We start from the raw sequence: 17,432 nt of genomic DNA, 5'->3' as shown, positions 1-17,432 counted from the left end.
TACGTAATCTTGTACAATAATCGAGTGTAACAGCTGAATATGAAAATCGTTATTTTATAAAGTTAGAAAGTGTCTTGTTATCCTAGGCCCTGCCACAACAACTTGTTAGAGAAAAGATACAAGCCACATAGTTAGCGTCTTACTCTTGGAGCAATGTGAGCCTGAATTATACCAACAATCCGCTCTAAAGTTTCTTCTCGTAGTAATATTTGATGTGTCGAATATCGTTCGGATGCCGAACCTGATGGCACTTTCAACTCTTCTGGAGAGAAAACTGACAGGATTCGATTCAGCTCTTGATGCCGCGGATCCCAGTACGATTTAGGAAAAGAAAATACACAGGAAGGATCCTTCCTGTACGCAACTAAACTATTTCCACCATTTGCTTTTGTTCCATAATGATAGAGTACGGTTTTGTTATTGTCTTTAGCCCTAAGTCCAATTATCACTAGTTCGTCGTGAATACTGCGATAAAGTGAGCCGTATTGATGATCAAAAAAATCATTTAGCTTATCTTGTAGTGACATTCCATTTCCTTCTTTTTACATTATCAACTTTTATGAGTTGATAATCAGTAAGCTTTATATCTCGAAAAAGCTATATCGAATGGTAAGAACTATATGTCTGAAAATGGGATAATACAAAATTTCTCTGTAATCATGCTGACCATTTGATACATAAATTGCTTTGGCAGTATTGCGACCTTTACTTGCTGTAAAGCCATAACACTTCTACTGTGTAGTAAAGCCTAAATGTAATTGGCCACAATTTTACAGTAGCGACAGCCTTTCTGACTCGAAAAATATAACAAAAAATCTTATTTTTAATGGCACTCTACTTCTTTAAAAAAGAGTCCTGAAATATTATTTTTTTTAACTATTGAATATAAACTATTTTCTGCATCTGTAGTGTAATAAAAAAGACCCGTTTCGCGTACTCTAAATAGGTTAGGGTTAGTTATGCCATTCTTGTTAAATACCATACGCTTAAACTTACGAATCCTATCAGGTCGGCCATTACGCATATTTCTTTCACTAAGCTCTTCATTCAAAGCGTTATCAAACCCTAAAACATTAAATGCAAGCCATTTTTCACCATCATTATTACATTCTAGAAGCTCAATATTCTCTCCAAAATCATTAAGGAATAAATGCGAATACATTGGAGATACAACAAAAGTAGAGGCACCTAATCCAGCTATGTCTGGTACTTTAAGTTTCTGCTTGTTCGAAGGTTCAACTTGCCAAACAACATTTAGTAACCCCCAAAATTCATCCATTTTTGTTTTACCGTCAAATGAAAGCAATCTATTTTCTGTTAATTGTAGAACATGCTCAAATGCGGATTCACTCAAAAGCATAAATTCATCAGGATCAAGATATACGCTAAATACCTTATTAAACTTTGAAGTCATTAGTTATTATTACCCAGCTGCAGTTAAAGATGAATTAATTGGAAATACACCGTTCTTGAGGTCTTCCGCCACATAACGTAACGTTTCAATAATTCCACGATGGCCTAATCCATCGGCTATTGTGTCCTCAAGTAGGTAATCGATATTTAGATAGTATTTACCGGAGTGTATTTTCGAGTGAGGGTACGCATCAGGCATTGAATCCATTGGGGCATGCTTTTGAAATCGAGGAAGGTAAACACCATTCGCTTCATGATCTATATCTATACCAAAAGCTGCTAATCTTAATCTGGCTCTAGCAGCACGCATATCACTCCAAGATACAATATGATGAGCTGCAGTATTTTCAGGCTTCTTTCCACGATTAGCAGCAGACATATTCTCGGCTAATTTAGTAGAGTGCATCTTCATATGTTCCCAACGCACTCTACGGGATAAAAGAAAGTCTGATTGTGGAATTATACCTTCTTTATACTTTACCGAGTCAATAATTTCACCGCGATAATAAATACTAAGAGATTCTGCATGAGCTTTTGCTAGGGTACGGTCACCTGTTATTCGAGTTAAATCATCCTGAATATCAGTGATAGATACTTCATATATTTTTTGTTGATTGTTCATTTATCTAAGTTCCTTTTAGATTTTAGAAATTTATTATCACAAATGGCAAGATTACATTCAAGTTTCATATGGATAAAGATTGTGGTCAAGCTAATTTGGCCATTACACTAGGTATAGCCGATTGTTCTACCCCTAAATCTATATACACTTTTTTACTTAGTAACAGTGCTATCAATAAATTTAACTGAACGAGATACTTCACATTCAATTTTATATGATGTCGGTGCAGGCCTTCCCTTAATAACAAAGTTACTAGATTGTCGCGGCTTAAGTTTAAAAGATTTCTTTTTGCTATCCCAATCTTTTTTTTCCATACCTTTTTTATAGTATTTAAACTTAACTTCAATGGTCGCTGTATAAGTTGAATACGAACTAAAATTTTTGATTACACCACTGTACGAATCACGATTGCACTGCCCCTGTTTAACGGAAATAGCATCTCCAGCGTCCATTGTATTAACAGGCTTCTTTTTATCTTCAATGATTGGTCCTGAGCTATCTAAAGATTTGAATGTCATGCTAGGTTGACTTGGTTGGTACAACCCTATTGATTCATTATCATTTTCACAAGGTGTTTGTGAATAGCTTGTAACACCGTCAACGTCACATTTGTAAACTGATGCTACTGTGTAGCCTTGAACCATAAAAAGAAAAAAAGTTGTAACTATTTTATATTTAAACTTCATGAATATCCCTTTCTGAAACGAGTAAACAACAGTTAATTGAGCTTTCGTTAGGTTTATCCCATAACCTGTAATATAAATTATGTAGCTAATAAATTTGCTTAGCAACCTTAGTTTGATCTTTACTCATTTTAATTGGAAGCACTATACAAAATGAGAAATCAACTATGGGCCTACTACTGTATCCAAATAAAATTGAACACTTCTCGTGTTCTATACACCAATGATAAGATGTGTAATAACGTTAAGGAGTTAAAAATGACACTATATAAACGCGAGTTTGGTGAAAGCTTTAATTTAGGGTTTAATTTGGCAGACTACCCTTGGCTAACAGACAAGAGCTGGCACAACGATATGAGTCCTAGCTTTTTCTTTAAAGTAGGTATTCAGCACCTTGTCCTGTGGGTAGACTATGAAAGTCCTGATGACCGCGAGCAATCAGAAGAACGTTATCTTGTGATGACAGCTATAAACGAAGGCACCGATAGTAAACCAGAAATTAACACTGGTGAAGATAGTGAAGTCGTGTTTACAACAGAAAGCCCTTCGAAACTGATGGCATACTTAAACAAATTAGCCTCCGCACACTAACTTTAAGGAAAACATCATGGATAACGACTCAAGCACATCTCTACCTTTTGAGGATGAATATAAAGGTTATGAAATATATGTTGAACCCAATCCAGACCAACACAACGAAGGTTTTAGCTGGTCTATAAGCAAGATTGATGAATGCCTAGACTCAGGCCTTGAGTTTGATATTCAAATGGCTATTGATGCTGCCCATAATGCTATCAATGTTTTAGAAAACGAATCACGCTAATCAACTATGATTCCTCATTGACCAATTCGATATGTAATTTACGGACAAACTCCTCAGAAGTAACACCTAATCCACTAATGAGCCCTTCCAATGAATCAAGTGTGATGTTGCGAGCCGAACGTTCAACACCTGAAATGTAGGTTCGATCGATACCTGATTTCCTAGCCAATTGCTCTTGGCTAACTCCAGTTTCATTTCTTAATTTTTTTAGAGTCATAGCAGTTGCATATTTGAGCTTCATTAGCATGTATCCAAGACTAAATACTGAATAAGATATTCACTGATCTACTACTAGAAAACAACGGACTATAAGTCACATAAAGGACATTAAATTCATCATACCGAGGGTAGTTTTATCTATTTTCACACAAGTCATATTGGTGGTTATGTTACAAATGACTCCAAAATTGACTAAAACAAAACGACACTTTTCAGACCGTCAAAGCATGGCCACACTAATCATTTCTATCGAAACATTTGTATAAACGCACAGCCATAAAAGTGTTAGCATATGGGCTGCACAGCTTATGGCACTCCACTAATTTTTAATTTCGGTTGCAATACTTCATGAATAAACCAATTCTATTTTCTTTTTTCTCTGGTTCAGGCTTTCTGGACCTCGGTTTTGAAAACGCCGGATTCGAGGTGGCATTTGTCAATGAGTTCCACCCACCATTTTTAGATGCATATAAATTCACTAGAGCTAATATGAAGCATAAAGCTCCCATTTATGGCTATAGTTTGAATAGTATCGAAGACTTTCTAGACGGAGAAGAAGGACTTGAGTTTAGCGTAAAAGTAGAAAAAGCAAAATCAAGTGGTCGATTAGTAGGCTTCGTCGGAGGACCTCCTTGCCCTGACTTCTCAGTGGGAGGAAAAAATAAAGGAAGTGAAGGCGATAACGGTAAATTAACACGTACTTATGTTGATCTTATTGTAAAAGACGAACCAGACTACTTTATCTTTGAAAACGTTAAAGGCTTATGGCGAACAAAACGTCACAGAGAATTCTATGACAGTATGAAAGCCAAGCTACAGAATGCAGGCTATGAGCTCACTGATAGACTGACCAATAGTATAGAATATGGCGCCCCTCAAGACCGAGATAGAATATTTCTATTCGGCATTAAACGTGAACATATTAGTGATAAATTTGATGGTGCTGAATTAAGTACTATCTTTAATTGGGACAAGCATCTTAAAGTAGATTTAAGCTCAGTGATGGGTAAAGATAAATGGCCTGCTATGCACCCTTTTGTAGAAGATAAAATAACTGATTTTTCTGACTACATTACGGCTAAACAGAAAAAGCTATCGATCCAATATTGGTTTGATAAAAATGATGTATTGAACCATCCAAATGCCTCTCATCACTTTCAGCCAAAATCTGATAAGTTCAAAATAATTAAAGAAGGTGATGACTCCAAAAAGTCATTCAAACGACTTCACAGATGGCGCTATTCTCCAACTGCTGCATATGGAAATAATGAAGTTCACCTTCATCCATATAAAGCGCGAAGGATTAGTGCAGCAGAAGCTTTAGCAATTCAATCTTTGCCAGCTGATTTTTACCTACCAGCCACCATGACACTTAGCAATATGTTCAAGACAATTGGTAATGGAGTTCCATATCTTGCAGCTAATGGATTGGCTAAAACAGTTAATGACTTTCTAAAACAATGTAATTGAATACTAAAATAATTCTCAGCACGTAAAAAACCTACCATAGTTAATTAACTATGGTAGAGAAAGTGATTGCAGCAAGCCTATTATATAAACGGAAAAAGTCTCAGCGAAGATACGAGTCAACATTTAGACTCGGCTTAAACTGGGATAATTTCCTCTAAAAAAGTATGAAAAAACTTAATGTTATCAATCCCCTGGATTTTTCTTTGGGATAAGAGATATAGGTCTTCAACTGCCGAGTATGAAAGGTATTTAATATTCATCTCACTAAATTGAGGTTGAGCAGCTTTCCTAAATACTTGCTCCCTAATTTCATCTGGCGCGACAATGATATAAGTCATATCTTTCAAGTCAGGAGCTTCTATCATGAAATTTTTCATTCTAGTTAAACCAGATGTAACACCTGTACTATGCTCAATTTCTAAAATAGCAGGTATCTTTTTCCCGTCTTTAGTAAACCAAATACAATCAATAAGTCTTCCTGCCTCAGGGGCTTTTGAATACCCTTGAAGAGCTGGTGTAGAGTCCATATCCTTCATCACTTCATCCATCTCAATCAATCTCTGACCGTTATAGATAATGCTATGATCATTACTAGCAACCCATGAAATTAGTCCCATCGATGCCGCTGCTTTTATCAATAAAACTTGGATTTGCGCATGACGCCTATCTAGTTCGATATCGACTTTTTTAGTCGACTTATGATTTAATAACAACGAGTCAAATCGGACTTCGCGATCAATTTCAGTAACAACCATGTCATTAATTTTTTTCTCAATGATAATACCTTTTCGTTTAGGATTCTCCATATCGAAAATAATATGTTTATGACCTACTTTTACCTCAGTGTTAGGTCCAATTTTTTCAAGTCGGCCTGGATAACATAAATAGAAAAACTCTGTATGTAATAATAAAGTTTCTAGTGCTGATCGAGTATTATAACTAGCACCAAATACACGATCTATATTCACTGGATGATTGGGTTTCAATGCACTAGCTAACCGCCATAACATTTTTGAAGATATTGTTTGAGGTTTAGCATCGTCAAAAGATTCGCCTTTACTGGGATCACAACGTTTAATTGTGATTGGGCCTTCAGGCATACACACATCAATAATTTGAATTCGAGTACGCGTTTTTGAATTTGGATACTCATAGATAGTATTCTTATCTAGTGAGTCAATAAAACTAGCTAAATTTGTAGCCGATAATTGCGAATACATATCTACACCCAACCTACTTGACCGGAACATTTTCTGATAATATTCCGGTTAAATCACTTTGTAAAGGCATTTCATATAGCGAAAATGGATATAAACTACAAAACAACAAAGCTTGACCGGAACTTTTTCTGGTAAATCAAATAGGATATGGACATTAATGAACCTCTTGTATGCATAGAAATTACATAACTGCCCATAAATTAAATACAAATATAACAACTATTATTAAAGTTTATATGAAAGAATTTTACCAATAAAAGGATCATTCTCCATTTTCTCCCTAACTTCTTCCTCCTTAATGAACCCAGCTCTTTTAATAGCTAACTCAGCACTCGCAAGTTCGAACATCTTGATTGTATTTACAGCTCTGACATCTTGATCATTTATCAATCGAATCGCTATGGGATATCCATCACCTGCATAATCTTCAAAAGTAAAGTATTGATCTATATCATCTAAATATGGATGAAGAATCTTAAATGTATTATCTTGGTATCCTGCTTTAGCTGGTAACAATATTATGTCTTTTGTACGTTTTAATATCCGATTGCAATATGCACAAGATGCAATTAAATTCAAAGGTTCAAATGTAAAGCGTTTATATTTAGCCTTAGAAGCAAAGTGCTCTCTATCAACCAAATTCATTCTCAGCGATAAACCACAATAAGCACATCTATGATTTTGATTAGTTAACATACACTCAAGAAGCTCTTTTTTATATAGCTTCATACTTTTGTTAGTAAGTTTCCATTGTTTATCATTATGAGGTTTTAAACTAGAAATATATTTTACTGACACTAAAGATAATTTAGTTAGTTCATTTAGATTTAAATACCAATTAGTCATTATTTTTCAAATACCCATCAATTGATTTAATTAGCTCATTCAATGGATCTTTTTTATCCAATGTTAACTTTACAAACTTCTTATTAAGCTCTTTTAGTTTAGATATATCACAGTTATTTGAAGAAATCATACTCAATGCTAAACTTAAATCTCGCTCAAGGTAAATACTATTCGTTGTTCTAACATTGAAAATGTTATATAAAACACTTTCAGGGCTCCATCCGTACGTTGAATTGGAGATCTCTTTTGATAAAACGCCATCATTATCTCGTACTAAAGATACTAAGTGACTGTTTATAGGATCTAAATCAGAGACAAGGAAATGCGAGTGAGATGCTACAATCACATGACAATCATTAACCTTTCTTAAGGCTTCTTTAAGAATAGAGAAATATCTAACTTGCCAGTTTGGATGTAAACTTATTTCAGGCTCATCGATTATAATAATAGAATTATTTGTAGCATAACGAATAATACTAGATAATGAAAATAATAGCTGCGCCTCACCAGAACTGGCATCAGTGAATAAATGAGATTTTTTATTTTTATCATTATCAACTTTAAGTTCAACGCTTTTTACAATACCAATTCGTCTCAGAATATTAATGTTATTGTAAACATTATCAATAAATGAATTATCTTTAAGAAGATCTATAGAAAGCTCGCCAACTCGTGCATTTTCATCATACCTTATAGATTTCAATACATTAAGACAGTCTTTTATATCTGATTCAGTTACATTATCAAGCGTTCTTGACTTCATTCTGTATCGGCGTTCATTGTTGGTTTCAACAATTCCTCTTATATGATTCTCATCTATATCCCCTTCAACTATCTTCCTGAAATTCTTGAATTTCAATACCAACCTAAGATCGGAGCTAAACCCCAAAACATCTAGAATTTCAATGAGTAACGTCGATTTGCCTTTGAAATTAGAAATTGAAAAAATATTTTCAATAGTTTTCCTTGATACGGACGAGATCCATGATGCATTAGATGTTTCTCTTATTCCACAATATCTATAATAACTATTTTCTTCATCATTCAATGAAAATGGAAATTTATCGTTATAAGCAGATGTAACGACTATGACGCTAGCAGGAAAATTAATATTAAGCTCAATCCCTTTAGGTTTATACTCCCCACCAAGCTCACTTACCAACTGATTTGCTTCATTAATTTTATTTACGATTCGCCCTAAAATGCGACTCTTACCTGTAGCGTTTTCTCCAATAATAAGAGTGAACTTATTATCTTTATAATTTTTTAAAGCCGGAGGTAATAGTTGGATATCCTCTCCCTCAAATTCTATACTCGTTATCGAACTCAAGTTGTTCTCCTAAAAATCAATAGATACGTCTAATTCAATTACACTAAGAAATTATGGTCAACATTAAAATCATAAATAGTTATTAGAGTGCACTTTTCGCGTTTTTAGTGCTTCACCTAAAGTTATCTATGAGGTAATAAAATCTCCTCTATTTAGGTGGCCAAAATAACTATGCCACTACAAAGTGTAGTAGTCTACAACAATTGGCCTGCTTGATAGAAGCTATACGAAATACACTACACATTGCTGATTTGAATAAATTTGCACTTTAATAGTTATTAAAGTGCACTTTTCGCGTTTCTAGCGCTTAATTTAAGCATTCTGAGTGTACTGTGTAGATTCGAAGCGAGCTATAGTACATTCTCTTACTCATCTAAAATCACAAATAATTCTTGATAATCGAAAAAATTTTCACTTGGTTTAAGCGGTTTTGTCTTTTTCAAACTTCGTATAGCACTGTCATAATGTTCAGGCATAAAAGTTTTGATACTACATACACCAACTCGTTGATGTGCTTTGTTAAACCCGATACTAAAAGCCATTGGCAAGTAGATACCATTAAGAATAATATAACCTTCTGATTCTAATCCAGTCCTAGCCGTTTTATTTGCCAATTCTAAAGATGAATACACTAATTTCTGAGTGATTGTCTTCAAAAATTTATATAACTCATGTGGATTTACAATAGACTCTTGGCATCTCATGATTAATCGTATTAATGCATGTTTGGTGAGTACTATATAATAAGTTTTATAACTGTATCCCCCACGTACTTGAAAGGTTAAATCGAATGCAATTTTATCATAATCTTCTAAAGGATCAGTTCCAAGGTTAAAGGAGGCTTTGTCATTGAATAATGTCCACTCGCCCCAAATAAGTTGCCACTTACTTGTTTCTGCATATCTTTCAGCAATAAAAACAGCTGTATTTTTTGTTTTACATTTGTTTCTTGATTTATTGCATTGTTTTCTGTTTGATGTATTAATATCATTAATATCATTAATAGCATATACCTGTTCTGCTTTATATAAACTTCTAAAAATACGTTTAACTAATCCTTTTGCAAGGCTCTCATCTACAAAGGCCAATTATTAACTCCTTATAATAACTTATGATTATTTTAATAAAATTAAATATACTCTGTACTTATAATCGAGTTACTTATTCCGTCACTCGATAACCAAAGCAATCTAGAGGCGCAAGAATATCAATGATTTGATTTAATTATTTCAACTAAGGTATCAATCTTCTTTATAATAAGTTGTTCTTTTAACGGTGCTGAAGACCTCGGCATGAGCGTTTTGGAGTCTCTAATACTTCTAGGTGAAAAACCCATCAATTTCGCATAGCTTGAGGCCTCACTACCAAGAGGCTCGTAGAATCGATCAAATACATCTTCTTCATTTGAAATACTTAATTTTTTAAACTGACTTATACAGAATGCACAAACTTGTAAATAAAAAGGAAGATACAGGGGGCCTGCACTATACTTAGCTAACTCATGAGCATTTTTAAAATGATGGAGTGCTCCCACCGGATTATCTGATTTGAGTGCTAGTCTTGCAAAAATCCACTCATTAATCCATTCCGTACATCCCTCGAACTTCTCAACGGGAAAATCAGTAAGATCGATATCATATGTGAAAGTAATAGTATCAGGAATATCCAATTCATTATTTAGAAAGAAGGAATTAGCTACCATCACATTTTTTTTATAGTTTCTATATTGCTCCATTGAAGAATCAATCTCATGGACAATAAAGTTATTTATCAAAGCATCAATCCGCTCTGTTACTGGCATACAGTCCTCTGCATTTAAAGAAGGATATGAATCATCAATTTCACTACAAGGACTAATATCCAGCACGCTAACATGGCTGTTTAGATTGTGTGTAACGAAAGCTGTAAACGCAGATAACGTGAAGTGCTCTTTATCAATAGCGGGAGGTAAAAGGCTCACTAAGGGTTTCATTGTAGAATAAAAGCTATCCCACTTTATCCTGTTATTTCTGCTTAACCTATCGATAACTTGCTTTGATTTTGTATTAACGGGAGTAGCTTTAAAGTCCGTTTCCCAAATATCAAGATCGCTCAACCTCCCACTAAGACGTATTTCATGAAACTGATTCAATTCATGCAACGAAACATTACATAAATTGGTAGCCGCATCAGCAAATGATCTTAACGGCCAGCTTTCCTTGGAATAATTACCAAGTTCATGCTGGATAGTACCCAAACAGTTTATTCGTAGTACATAAATCATTTGTTTGAGAATACTCTCAATAAAGTATTGATACGACTCAAGAGCTTTAGCTGGCTTTACCGTGAACTCTCGAACAAATTCGCTATAGTAATCAATTGACAATTCATAGTATCTCTTAGCAAAAGATGCTACTTCTTGCTCAGAAAAGCGAGCATCAATCACCACGTAAATATACTCCCTCAGTTCAACTAGTTCATGATATGAACTAAAGTCCTCTTTAGATAGATAGTTAACATAGGCTTGAACAGTTTTGTTTTTCTTGATTTCATTTCTTTGCTTCGGTGAAATACGGCTGGTTACTGATAAAAGCTCATTAAGGCCGCCGTAACTTCCATCTTCCTTTTGAATCTCAGAGAAAGCTATTTTCAAAGCTTCTCTTCGTTGCTTTTCCTTAGCTGGAACACTGAAAGTAATACCCTTATCTTGGCTTGTCCAAAGTCCTATTGAGTCACAAACAACTTTGTTAAAGTAACCTAATGTTGGCATCTTATTTAAACTAAACATTATCTTCTCCGTCATAATATAAATTTGACTCAAACTTATATTAATTTCGAAATGGTACTAAGTATCAAAATAGCTAAACCAATAAAAACATGATCTTACACAAATACTTAGCAAGGCATTGTGTTTGATACAGCTAACCGTCAGGGGAGATTTCTGCATAGGAAATTAACCTTCCTCGCTATTAACCAAACATTAATTCGGCTCTAAAAACTAGGTTCCAAACTATAGGCCTGCCAGATAGAAACTATATAATTTACGCAATATACAACACTGCTAATCGGTAATGGGCTGATGAAAAATCACAGCAGCGTCTTCGCAATATGTCTCATCAGCCATACGGATCGGTGAGACTTTTAGCCTTTCAACAATTGTAGTAGTGAAGCCAGGAAGGTCTGGAACCTCACCGTCACCAAAATGTGGGTGGCACAGAACTCCTCTCTCACTTAGCAGCGCTTTCATTCGCTCGGCATTTTCGGCGCGTACTGTGCTCCATTCTTCATGACTAAGATCTCCATCTAACTCCCCTTCCACTGAGTAATGGAATGGGTCAAAAAAAATAAAATCATATTGCTGAGTGATCGAACACCTTTTCCAATCTCCTAGATGAGGACGCACCGAGGGATGCTCTCCAACGAATCTCTCGAGATCAATATAAATGGATCTCTCAATTTCATAAATATCGTGCAACCGTGGTGCCATATACTTTTGAATCAAGCCTGCGGAAATGCCCAAACCGAAACCAATCTCTAGTACGCTATTAGGCTTGAGGTATTTAAGGCGGGAAAAAATAGCTTTGAAATAGGGCTCTTCAGTCCGCGACATTACGACTTTCCCATTCCATATCAATATATCAGCGTTCTTTTCATCAAACTCAAGCTTGATAGAAGTCATATAGTATTCATACTCTGTTTTAGGAATCACTATTGTGAGTTAAGTCAGTTCACTTAAGTACTTACTTAGAAGCGAAACTCTACGATTAATATCGTTCTAGATTGGATCGCTCAAAATCTTTTTATCATTTAACATCATTTTTCCTGCACCAAACCATTACAAGTTGTGCATCGCCTCGGTCTGTCACATCGATAAACCCCCCGTGTTCGGCGGCTTTGCGAGAAGCCGTATTTGATTTTCGCATGTGAGCATAGATAACATCGTATTGACTGAGTAAACAGCAACTTTTATAGACGACACGCCCAATTTGTCTACCTTGGCTAGGACGATTCAGGAACACATGAAATGACGGATGACGTCCTCGAATAGGATCATCTAGCAAGTTGATATAGGCGGTACCAGCTCTTTTACCATTCACCATTACGAGCCAAGCTTCGCATCCGGGCCCGCCACCTTTATGTCGCGAACCAGAGGTACGGAGAAACTCAACATCATCTGCGCTGACTGGACCTAGCTTTGACTTTGCTTTTACTGCTAAAGGTTTGGGTGTTGCATGCCGAACTCGTCTAGACCGTGTACCGTTCACTGGCCGAGCCATTAAGACTCTCCCAAACCTTCTAGAAGTCGCTCACAACTAGGGGCCCAGTACTCTGCTGGAAAAAAGCCTGGTGAGAAGGCAATCACTATGTCTTCAAGACACTCTAGCAATGAGCGGCATCGCAGGGCTTCAGTAAGTTTATCTATCTGAGCTAATACTTGAGGCAGCGAAAGATTAAGGGGACGTGGATGTTCCACTGCATCACTGTCTCCATCGTAACGATTGCAGAAATAATCCATGTCGATATGAAGCAAAAAAGTTGTGTCATTGATTCTCGTCTGACAATCAAGACCTTCGAGCCAGGCATCCATATCATCTGTATAACGATATCGGCCGCGCGCGACTCCCTTTAGAAGTGAGGTTAATTCCAGCTCAACGGTGGGCCTAATCGCATCCAAATCAAGCAACGAGTCAAAAGCCGTTTCTAGCTTGATAGCCGAGTCAAAGGTGCCCGTACATTTAGGGCCTTGGCAAAGATGACGTACATCAGCGTATGGCACGTGGTGAAGGAAGGGGGTGAGAAAGCTTCCCATTCCAAATGCGCCGCTTTCGATTGCGCTGGTCACTGAATTAGGATCGCTAAGGTCTACAGCACGCCCCTCTATAGGATCTATCCACCCTTCAGGACTTAGGAATATCCTCGGTGCATCAAGGTCTTTGTGGTCATCTACATGAAGAACTACGACGTTAGCACTTCCAGAGCGTCGCGCCAGCCACTCACTCCAGCTCTCCAAAGTCCATGTATCATTTAAGGACAGTAGCACACGCCCTTTACGCTTACGCTCCACTGCCATGCGTTGGAATTGCAAATTATCTCCCCACCATGCAAGTCCTTCGGCTAAGCGTGGATCAACATAACGATAAGGATCGTTTGACCATTCAAGTTTAAGCAACCACTGCTTCCCAGTTTGAGTGGCAACAGCATCCTTATCACAGAAGTATTCCCGGAGCTGTGCATGTCTGCGCTGCGCATCATTCGACAACCTACACAGTGGAATGGAGATCAAGGAACTCATTTGGATTCACCTCCTTGGCTGCGTACTTAAATATATCAACTAAATTCTGCCCCACCTGTGTTAATGGGCACTGCTCTAGGGTAACAAATGCTTTCTTGAGATGAAGGTCTGTATCTGTAATCTGTTTTACAGCACGAGAGTGCAAGTTTGCTGGCCCATGTTCACGAACATAAATCCAAAAACGCCTCAGCTCAACGAAAACGAAAACTGCGTGCAACAATCCCGACGGTGGTCGCAAGTCTTCACGCCATGGAGAAACGACTTGTGTAGATGTGCTCAGTACCGTTGGGGCGTAACGCTCCAGCAGATATAGCTTTTGATGACGATGTTCATGGATGAGTGAATCGGCGAGATCATAAGGATCAATTAACCCGTCAGCTTGGGATATCGACACGTAAAGTGCCCCGGGGACTGAGTTATCGCTGAATGAAACAATTTTTTGAGGATCCGCCATTGGATCCCGAATAAATTGGACTGCGCAGCATGTTTCAAGCATTTCGGCAGCAAGAGCAGGACGCCACTCTTTGACAATTCCCATCGCTTGCTTGACCAGTTCCTGGCCAGCACCCGAAAGCTCGTCACCTTCAAAAACTATGGCTTTACCAAATGGAGCTCGCAGCCAATAATCGTTGCGACCGACATCCCAAACACCTATTCTTTTACCTTCAGCAGCGACTGACAGCAGAAAATTTAAATATTCTGGCGATACTGTAATTTCCTGACCATCAACCGCGACCAACAAGTGTCCACGATGCTGAGCCAGCACTGCATTAGACCACGCAATGGCCCCTGGATTAATTGCTACGCGCTCTAAATCATCTGGTTCCATACATCTGAACTGCTTTGAAATCGCGTCACTAGCATAGAGCTGCAAGGCGGCTTTCAAATGATCAATTGATTCGATTTTGGCTCCTTCACGTAGCCAGTCAAGGTGAGGTTTAGATGTCTCAGCAAGTTCGAAACTCTCAAGCGAGAACTTCTCTGGTAAAGGAACAAACACCTCTTCAATTATTTCTGAGGACAAATGCTCCTCGAGCCGACTTTTGATGTGGGTAACAAGCCGTTTCATTTCATTGCAGTACACTGTAGGGTTGACGAAGCCATTTTTGCCAAAACGGTGAGGCAAAGACCCCCCACCACAAATATCGACAATACTACATGTTTGACAGACCTCAGCCAGCCCCTCTTTTCGCAAGTAACAACGGTGCTGCTCAATTGCAGAGGAAAGAGCCACTTCGGCGATCGGAGTATCGTGTACATTGCCCTTGAGCTTCGTCGCGCCGTCCTGAGTAACTTTTAAGACATCAAGATCATGGTAGCTGCCGTCTGTTTCGATTGACAAGAGACTCACATCTCCAAAGCCAAAAGCATCTGTGCGAGAAGGCAATCCAACACAAGTATCAAGTAATGCTTCGAACGTTCTCAGGGGAATATGTGGATATTGGTTAAACCATACATCAAATGCGTTTACTAACCACTCTTCGTAAATACTAGGATCTTGGTTCCGTCTTGGAGGAGGACAAAGCCAATGGGCATCTGGAAGCAAGAAATCCAGTCGAGGAATATTGAACTTTTCGAAATACCCGAAAAGATCTTCTGCGCTGGTCGACACATCTATGACTGCAATGACGCCAGCAAAGATTGATGGATACTTTTGAAGCCGTAGTAATGCCTGCTCAGCCTTCGAAAAACTAGAGCGCCCTTTCAAAGTCAAACGATGCTTATCGTTGGCAGACTTTGGCCCATCTAAGCTTAGCGAAACACCAATATTCGCTTTCTCAAAAAGTTCTAAAACTTGATCGGTCAGCAGTAGTCCATTAGTTTGGATACTAACATCGACGGGGATACTACATGCGTTACGCAGTTGATTGGCGAAGTCAGCAAGGTATTGTGCCCCAGCCAGTAAGGGCTCACCACCATGGAAAATTACCGCACAGTGAGTAAGACCGCTTTGTAAAACATACTCCTGAAGACGGTGAGCGAACGCATCAAGGTGCTCTTCGGACAAGATCTTAGGCATAGAACGCCAACTCTGATCCGCATGGTGATAAATATAGCAATAATCGCAATCCAAATTACACCGCGAAGCTACTTTTAATAAAAACGATGAAAACTTAGCGACGTCCAATGTATTACCTCAAGAGCGATTGTGGCGATGATGCATACGGTCGTAGCTGGTGATCATTTGGCTTGCATCCGATTCAGTTATAACGCGAAATCGCAGGCGCTGAATTGCTGGATTGGTGCTCTGTCCTTTAGCTAATCCTTTACGAATCTCCAATAAGGTCGACTCTTCAATTTTTAGTGCTGCAGACGACATCTCATACTCCTTGATATGTTTTAAGAAAATTGATTATTGCAGATAACTCCGCAGAACTACAAGAGATATTGTTTAAATTTGAGAATATGAAAAAGTGCACTTTAATATGTATTAAAGTGCAGATTTTGCGAGTTTTAGTGCTTTATTAGCTAGTTCTGCATGTAATCGTGAGAGAAAGACATAAAACGTAGAATATGCAGCATTTACTGCATATTTAGTCACATTTTTATCAATTTACAACGAGAACACATCTATCTGTGTCGAGTCAGTATAAGCACTGCAATAAGATGAAATACATCTGTCTACTAAACAGTTAATTCACTATTGAATAGATTCACAGCGACTATCTACAATCTTATTTGCATTGCCTTGAAGCTTTTCAATACGTTTAGAACGTTTACACTCCCATCGTGTAACAGGATCTTGTTTGTCCCAAACTTGCATTAATTGACTTTGTTGTTTACTCATTTTGTATTTAGGATAAGTCTGTTCCATGTACATGTATGTTCGAGCAATAGTGCCACGAGCTGCTATAGGAGGCTGTGCCTTGCGATCATCAATTCGCATATCGCAACTACCAAAATCAGACTTAGCAGCAGGCAGCATAGTAAAGTTGTAATTACTACGTAGCGCATTGACAGCACCGATTGCAGGGAAAAGATTGTGCATATCGGCCTGCATATATCGATACTCTGTATTCATCTTCTCAGCACATTTTCTTCCCTTAAACGACTTTCCTTTGCTATTTACACATTCGTTATGACCATCACGCCATTCACTAAAAGCACGACCAAAGTTCTCGGCAGGAACCACATGTTCCCATTCGACTTTTTTAGCTCTTTTCAAATGAGTAGTAGTAACAAATCCTTCAGGTGATTCGATGTTCTTTTTAGCGTCAAATTTAGCACCACAGTAGATTGTTACGTGGTGATCTTGATACACCTCTCGTTCAAGCATCTTCTTTGCTTTGTTGAATGAGTCATTAGATGTATTGCCTTCTGCAACGGCTGCAAAGCTAAAAACCAGAAGTGTTAAAGGAAGTATAATCTTAGAAATAGTCATAAATAAATATCTTACAAATAGAGTAGCTAGATAATGCCTTACTTTTAGTAGTTATACCAAACCGACAGATAATTTAACTCGTTTCTGGACATTTCCAAGTTACGAAATTCGTACTATGCCTAACTTTAAGATAAGTTTTTCTATGCCAAACA

The 17,432-nt window shown here is 37.5% G+C and carries 19 protein-coding genes; 3 read left to right on the top strand and 16 right to left on the bottom strand.

From position 1 onward, the window contains the following. Positions 1–131 precede the first annotated feature (131 nt). The 4 genes from AAEY99_RS09485 to AAEY99_RS09470 all read right to left on the bottom strand — a co-directional run bounded on the left by AAEY99_RS09485 (position 132) and on the right by AAEY99_RS09470 (position 2,721). Entirely contained in the window at positions 132–527 is a 396-nt protein-coding gene (locus AAEY99_RS09485) for a hypothetical protein (protein ID WP_351010291.1), read from the bottom strand. A gap of 296 nt (positions 528–823) precedes the next feature. Next, the gene (locus AAEY99_RS09480) at positions 824–1,414 is read right to left on the bottom strand and encodes a hypothetical protein (RefSeq protein WP_351010289.1); all 591 of its coding nucleotides are present in this window, start codon (positions 1,412–1,414) and stop codon (positions 824–826) included. Positions 1,415–1,423: 9 nt separating this feature from the next. Continuing rightward, positions 1,424–2,035: an AHH domain-containing protein gene (locus AAEY99_RS09475; RefSeq protein WP_351010287.1), complete on the bottom strand. Its 612-nt coding sequence runs from the start codon at positions 2,033–2,035 to the stop codon at positions 1,424–1,426. 152 nt (positions 2,036–2,187) lie between these two features. After that, positions 2,188–2,721, bottom strand: a complete 534-nt coding sequence (locus tag AAEY99_RS09470; RefSeq protein ID WP_351010286.1) for a hypothetical protein — start codon at positions 2,719–2,721, stop codon at positions 2,188–2,190. Positions 2,722–2,976: 255 nt separating this feature from the next. Here AAEY99_RS09470 and AAEY99_RS09465 point away from each other — a divergent pair, with 255 nt between their 5' ends. After that, positions 2,977–3,309 carry a hypothetical protein gene (locus AAEY99_RS09465; RefSeq protein WP_351010284.1) on the top strand — a complete coding sequence of 111 codons (333 nt, stop codon included), beginning with the start codon at positions 2,977–2,979 and terminating at the stop codon, positions 3,307–3,309. Positions 3,310–3,325: 16 nt separating this feature from the next. Beyond that, entirely contained in the window at positions 3,326–3,541 is a 216-nt protein-coding gene (locus AAEY99_RS09460) for a hypothetical protein (protein WP_351010282.1), read from the top strand. A 4-nt stretch (positions 3,542–3,545) separates the two neighbouring features. Here AAEY99_RS09460 and AAEY99_RS09455 read toward each other — a convergent pair whose 3' ends face one another. After that, positions 3,546–3,782 carry a helix-turn-helix domain-containing protein gene (locus AAEY99_RS09455; RefSeq protein WP_351010280.1) on the bottom strand — a complete coding sequence of 79 codons (237 nt, stop codon included), beginning with the start codon at positions 3,780–3,782 and terminating at the stop codon, positions 3,546–3,548. A 326-nt stretch (positions 3,783–4,108) separates the two neighbouring features. Here AAEY99_RS09455 and AAEY99_RS09450 point away from each other — a divergent pair, with 326 nt between their 5' ends. Continuing rightward, entirely contained in the window at positions 4,109–5,230 is a 1,122-nt protein-coding gene (locus AAEY99_RS09450) for a DNA cytosine methyltransferase (protein ID WP_351010278.1), read from the top strand. Between the two features lie 134 nt (positions 5,231–5,364). Here AAEY99_RS09450 and AAEY99_RS09445 read toward each other — a convergent pair whose 3' ends face one another. From AAEY99_RS09445 to AAEY99_RS09395, 11 genes are all read right to left on the bottom strand, one after another. Beyond that, a complete protein-coding gene (locus AAEY99_RS09445; RefSeq protein WP_351010276.1) occupies positions 5,365–6,450 on the bottom strand; it encodes a type II restriction enzyme NmeDI-related protein in 1,086 nt (361 codons plus the stop codon). Between the two features lie 225 nt (positions 6,451–6,675). Further along, on the bottom strand, positions 6,676–7,296 hold the full coding sequence (locus AAEY99_RS09440; RefSeq protein WP_351010274.1) for a retron system putative HNH endonuclease: 621 nt from the start codon (positions 7,294–7,296) through the stop codon (positions 6,676–6,678). Next, entirely contained in the window at positions 7,289–8,626 is a 1,338-nt protein-coding gene (locus tag AAEY99_RS09435) for an AAA family ATPase (RefSeq protein ID WP_351010273.1), read from the bottom strand. The genes AAEY99_RS09440 and AAEY99_RS09435 overlap by 8 nt, the downstream gene beginning before the upstream one ends. A 365-nt stretch (positions 8,627–8,991) precedes the next feature. After that, positions 8,992–9,714 carry a hypothetical protein gene (locus tag AAEY99_RS09430; protein ID WP_351010271.1) on the bottom strand — a complete coding sequence of 241 codons (723 nt, stop codon included), beginning with the start codon at positions 9,712–9,714 and terminating at the stop codon, positions 8,992–8,994. A gap of 119 nt (positions 9,715–9,833) precedes the next feature. Then, the gene (locus AAEY99_RS09425; RefSeq protein WP_351010270.1) at positions 9,834–11,393 is read right to left on the bottom strand and encodes a hypothetical protein; all 1,560 of its coding nucleotides are present in this window, start codon (positions 11,391–11,393) and stop codon (positions 9,834–9,836) included. A 273-nt stretch (positions 11,394–11,666) separates the two neighbouring features. After that, entirely contained in the window at positions 11,667–12,284 is a 618-nt protein-coding gene (locus AAEY99_RS09420) for a hypothetical protein (RefSeq protein ID WP_351010268.1), read from the bottom strand. A 124-nt stretch (positions 12,285–12,408) separates the two neighbouring features. Further along, positions 12,409–12,882, bottom strand: coding sequence for a hypothetical protein (locus AAEY99_RS09415; protein WP_351010267.1), 474 nt, complete (start codon positions 12,880–12,882; stop codon positions 12,409–12,411). Next, entirely contained in the window at positions 12,882–13,898 is a 1,017-nt protein-coding gene (locus tag AAEY99_RS09410; RefSeq protein WP_351010265.1) for a hypothetical protein, read from the bottom strand. Before AAEY99_RS09410 ends, AAEY99_RS09415 begins: the two co-directional genes overlap by 1 nt. Beyond that, on the bottom strand, positions 13,867–16,026 hold the full coding sequence (gene yhhB / locus AAEY99_RS09405) for a cyclophane-forming radical SAM/SPASM peptide maturase YhhB (protein WP_351010264.1): 2,160 nt from the start codon (positions 16,024–16,026) through the stop codon (positions 13,867–13,869). The genes AAEY99_RS09410 and yhhB overlap by 32 nt, the downstream gene beginning before the upstream one ends. Positions 16,027–16,035: 9 nt before the next feature. Then, on the bottom strand, positions 16,036–16,218 hold the full coding sequence (yhhA, locus tag AAEY99_RS09400) for a YhhA family cyclophane-containing RiPP (RefSeq protein ID WP_351010262.1): 183 nt from the start codon (positions 16,216–16,218) through the stop codon (positions 16,036–16,038). A gap of 321 nt (positions 16,219–16,539) precedes the next feature. Then, positions 16,540–17,280, bottom strand: coding sequence for an endonuclease (locus tag AAEY99_RS09395; RefSeq protein ID WP_351010260.1), 741 nt, complete (start codon positions 17,278–17,280; stop codon positions 16,540–16,542). Positions 17,281–17,432 lie beyond the last annotated feature (152 nt).

Origin of the sequence: Shewanella sp. S1-58-MNA-CIBAN-0166, assembly GCF_040310085.1 — a bacterium.
Classification (GTDB): Bacteria; Pseudomonadota; Gammaproteobacteria; order Enterobacterales; family Shewanellaceae; genus Shewanella.
Note: the sequence above shows the minus strand (reverse complement) of the source record. Positions and strands in the feature narration are given on the sequence as shown.